The following is a 4,474-nucleotide window of genomic DNA, read 5'->3' on the forward strand; positions in this document are numbered from 1 at the left end:
GGCGCGTCGCCGGGCGGCGTGGGCAGCGCCAGCCACCAGCGCAGCGCGTCGACAAGCAGCGCCCGCAGCGCGGCCGGCGGCGGATCGGCGAAGACCTCGGCGGCGGGCGGGCCGAGCAGGGTCAGGCCGGACTGGCGCAGGATGCTGCGGTCGAGCGCGTACCAGAACCGCCCGTCGGCGGCGGGCCGGTCGGCCGGGTCGTAGGTGGCCCGGAACGGCATGGTGGCGCCGGTGTTCAGCTCCACCTCGAAGCCGGGCTCCGGGGTGCCGGAGGCGGCCACGTCGCGGCGGTAGACGACCAGCTCCAGGCCGCGCGCCGGGCAGGGCAGCGCCTCGTGCCGCAGCCGGTCCACCAGCGCCCGCCGGGTGGCCCCGGCCGGCGACGCGGCGACCAGCAGCGCCACGTCCACGTCGCTGCGGCCCGGCTGGTAGGCGCCCAACCCGACCGAACCGGCCGCGTACGCCCCGGCCAGATCGTCGCCGAGCACGTCCCGGGAGCGCCGCACCAGGTCGGCGAGGTAGTCGCGGACGTCGTCGCGCATGCCCGCATCCTGCCCGGCGCGTCCGGCCCGGCGCCGGCCGGGTCAGTCCACCGGGTCGGGACAGCAGACCGTCAACCCGCCCGGGACCACCGTGACCTTCAGCCGTTTCGCCGTGCCCCGCGCGCCGCCGTCCAGCTCGTACGTCTTCGGCGCGGCGAACCGGACCCGGATCTTGCGGCCCCGGGTGATCCGGACGAACGGCGAGTCGTCGGAGCGGCCGGCGGCCATCCGGCCCAGCGTGCGCGCCCAGTCCACCGCGCCGCTGGCGGTGGCCACGCCGACCTCCAGCGCACCGTCGTCGGGCCGGGCGTCGTCGAAGGCGGGGATGCCGCCGGTGATGGTGCCGACGTTGCCGAACAGCACGCAGCTCGCCTCGCCGTCGAACCAGTCGGCGCCGTCCACCCGGATCCGGGTGCGCACGCACTCGCCGCGCACGTGCCGCAGCGCGGTCCAGACGTACGCGACCCGACCGAGCCGGCCCTTGAGCTTGCGGTCGGCGTCGCGGATCAGGTCACCGTCGAACCCGGCGCCGGCCATCACCGCGAAGTGCTCGCCGTTGAGCCGGCCCAGGTCCAGCGGGCGACGCCGGCCGTGCAGCGCGATCCGCACCGCCTCGGGCAGGTCGGTGGGGATGCCGAGGTTGGCGGCGAAGAGGTTGGCGGTGCCGGCGGGCAGGATGCCCATCGGCACACCGGTGCCGGCCAGCGCGTCGGCGCACCGCTGCACCATGCCGTCGCCGCCCCAGACCAGCACCAGCTCGGCGCCCTCGTCGAGCGCCTTGCGGACCCGCTTCGGGGCCTTGCGGCTCTTGGGCACCTCGTACCAGAGCAGCCGCCCGACGCCGGCGGTGACCAGCCGGGCGCGCAGCTCGTCGAGGCCGCCGCCGAACGTCTTCTTCCGGTGGGCGACGACCGCCACCACGCCGGCGGGCGGGGCCACGGTGTCGGTGTCGGCGCGTTCCGCCGTGCTCGTGCTCATGCCGACGGTGGTACCCGGACGGCCCGCGCGCCACGCCTGCCCGGGCCGGGCGGGCCGGGCGCCTGCGTCCGGTGGGTTCCGGCGCGCCCGGTCGGGGGCACCGGCCGGTGCCGTCGCCGCAGCTCGGTTAGCCTGCGAGCCGGGCAGGGACACGATTCGGCCGATCAGTTCGGAGGCGTCGCGTGCGGCACAGCGGAGAGGTCCGGGGACCCGGCGGCGGCACACCGGCCCGGCCGAGACGCCGACGGCGACGCCTGGCCGTCTTCCTGGCGATCTGCACGTTGCTGGCCGGATGCGGCCTGGTCGCCGGCGGCTACTACTTCGACAGTGTGCCCACGCCCACCGACCTGAAGCTGCCCGAGTCGACCACCGTCTTCTACGCCGACGGGCGCACGCCGATGGCGAAGCTCGGCGCGCAGAACCGCACCATCGTCCCGTACGAGAAGATGAACGACTCGGCCAAGCAGGCCATCGTGGCGGCCGAGGACCGCACGTTCTGGACCAACCGGGGCATCGACGTCAAGGGTGTGCTCCGGGCGGCCTGGGCCAACGTCACCGGCGGGCAGCGGCAGGGCGCGTCCACGCTCACCCAGCAGTACGCGCGCGTCGCCGCGGACCTGCGGGGGGTGACCTACTCGCGGAAGCTGCGCGAGGCGGTGATCGCCTGGAAGCTGGACGACGCGTACAGCAAGGAGGAGATCCTCGGCTTCTACCTGAACACGGTGCCGTTCGGGCGGGGCGCGTACGGGATCGAGGCGGCCGCGCAGACGTTCTTCGGCAAGACCGTGCGCCGGGACGCCCCGGCGGCGCAGCAGCTCACCCAGGCCGAGGCGATGGTGCTGTGCGCGATGGTGAAGCAACCCGAGGCGGACCCGGCCGATCCGGAGGGCGCGCCCGGCTACGACCCGGCCCGCAACGCCACCGCCAGGCAGAACTCGATCGACAGGTGGAACTACATCCGGGACGGCATGGTGAAGCTCGGCTACCTCACGCCCCGGCAGGCGGCGGATCTCGCGTACCCGGACACGGTCCGCCCGATCGACCCGGACGTCGGCCGGTCCGACCTGGACCGGCCGACGGGGCTGGTGGTCAACCACGTGCTGGCCGAGCTGCGGCGGACGGATCCGTTCCGGGGCAAGCCGGACGAGGTGATCCGCGACGGCGGCTACCGCATCGTCACCACGGTGGACAAGCGGGTGCAGGACGCGGCCGAGGCGGCGGCGGACATCCGCCGGGACAGCGCGCCGGAGGCGGTCCGGGGGCAGCCGAAGAACTGGCAGGCCGCACTGGTGGCGGTGGAGCCGGGCACCGGACGGGTGCTCGGCTACTACGGCGGCGACAAGGGCTCGGGCGCGGACTACGCGGGCTGGTACTACGACGAGAAGGGCCAGGCGCGCGGCTTCGGGCAGCACCCGCCCGGTTCCTCGTTCAAGGTCTACGACCTGGCCGCCGCGGTGCGCGACGGCATCTCGGTGAAGCAACGGTTCGACTCGCCGGACACCAAGGAGTTTCCCGCTTCCGGCCGCACCCGGGGCAGCGCGGCCGGGCCGATCCGCAACGCCGAGCACGCGCCCTGCCAGCCGGACTGCGCGCTCTGGGAGGCCACCGTCGCCTCGCTGAACGTCACCTACTTCGAGCTGACCGAGAAGCTGGGCACCGCGCGGGTGATCGACATGGCCCGGCGGGCGGGCGTCGACTCGATGTGGGAGACGGTACGCGGCAACCCGCAGCCGCAGCGCGTCGACCTGCGTGGCGACCCGGCCGATCAGGTGGCGAGGCGGTTCTCCACCGAGGTCGGCATCGGCCAGTACGGCATCACGGTGCAGGACCATGCCAACGGGATGGCCACCTTCGCCGCCGGCGGGAAGCGCGCCGACGCCCACTTCGTCCGCTCGGTGACCAAGGGCGACGACGAGGTGTGGACCGAGCAGGTGCGCCAGACCGACCTCGGCCTGGACCGGGAGGCGATCGACCAGCTCGACTGGACGCTGCGCCGGGTCCGGGCGGCCCGGCTGGACAACGGGTGGGACTCGGCCGGCAAGACCGGCACCTGGCAGGCCGGGCAGAGCACCACGCAGAACGTGCACACCTGGATGGTCGGCTGGACCGGCGCGCTGGCCTCGGCCGTCTGGCTGGGCACCACCGACGGCAAGCCGTTGCGGACCCGGGGCGGCAGCTACGAGGTGTACGGCTCGACCGGGGCGGCGCCGATCTGGCGGCAGTTCATGGCGCGGGCCACCGAGGCGATGAAGCTCGACCCGGACCGGTACCGGTTCCGGGAACCGGGGTTTCCCGGGGACGCCCCGGAGCCCTCCCCGTCGGCGCCGGCCCCGAGCACCTCGGCACCGGAGCCGTCGGCGTCGGCGACGCCCCGTCCGACGCCGTCGAGTCCGAGCCCTCGCCCGACCGGTCGGCCCACGGCACGGCCCACCGGGTCGCCGTCGCCGTCCCCGTCGCCGACCGGATCGCCGACGCGCAGCCGGGGACCCCGCTGACGTACGAACCTATGTGCGCCATGCGCACACCACGGCAAAGGCCGCATGATGGACTTGCATCCATCCACTGCGGACTATATTTGCCCTGATCAGGGCCTATTGAAGATCATGGCTTCCTGAATTCGGGCTGACACCCGGATGTCCGGCGCGAGTCGGTTGCCCCGGTCACCCATTGATCCCGGCTCCGGCGGCGTGTGATCGTGCACCCACGAGTCGCCGACCCCCGGCGACCCGGACGGTCGATCTGTCGACCCGGAGCCACGCCGGCAGCTCCGGTGACCGACCGTCACCCCGCCTCGCACCATCGCGCCGCCCGTCCCCACCGGGCTCCGTGCTGCGCGCCTCAGAACAGGAGCGAACCCTCGTGAAGCTCTCACCTCGACTCGCCGCGCTCTCCGGCGCGGCCGCGGCCGGCGTGATCGCCGCCGGCACGGCCGCGGCCGTGCAGGCCGCGCCACC

The 4,474-nt window shown here is 74.5% G+C and carries 3 protein-coding genes; 1 reads left to right on the forward strand and 2 read right to left on the reverse strand.

Translation table 11 applies throughout. The features are described from left to right. Positions 1 to 542: nucleotidyltransferase domain-containing protein (locus HUW36_RS26470; RefSeq protein WP_174530631.1), on the reverse strand; the 542-nt coding region annotated here is incomplete at its 3' end. A gap of 42 nt (positions 543 to 584) precedes the next feature. Then, positions 585 to 1,520, reverse strand: a complete 936-nt coding sequence (locus HUW36_RS26475; RefSeq protein ID WP_174530632.1) for a diacylglycerol/lipid kinase family protein — start codon at positions 1,518 to 1,520, stop codon at positions 585 to 587. Between the two features lie 182 nt (positions 1,521 to 1,702). On the opposite strand from HUW36_RS26475, the gene HUW36_RS26480 reads away from it, so the two are divergent. Further along, positions 1,703 to 4,015 (forward strand): transglycosylase domain-containing protein, encoded by a 2,313-nt coding sequence (locus tag HUW36_RS26480; protein ID WP_174530633.1) that lies wholly within the window; start codon positions 1,703 to 1,705, stop codon positions 4,013 to 4,015. Positions 4,016 to 4,474: the final 459 nt, after the last annotated feature.

This window comes from Micromonospora maritima, from assembly GCF_902825405.1.
GTDB lineage: Bacteria > Actinomycetota > Actinomycetes > Mycobacteriales > Micromonosporaceae > Micromonospora > Micromonospora maritima.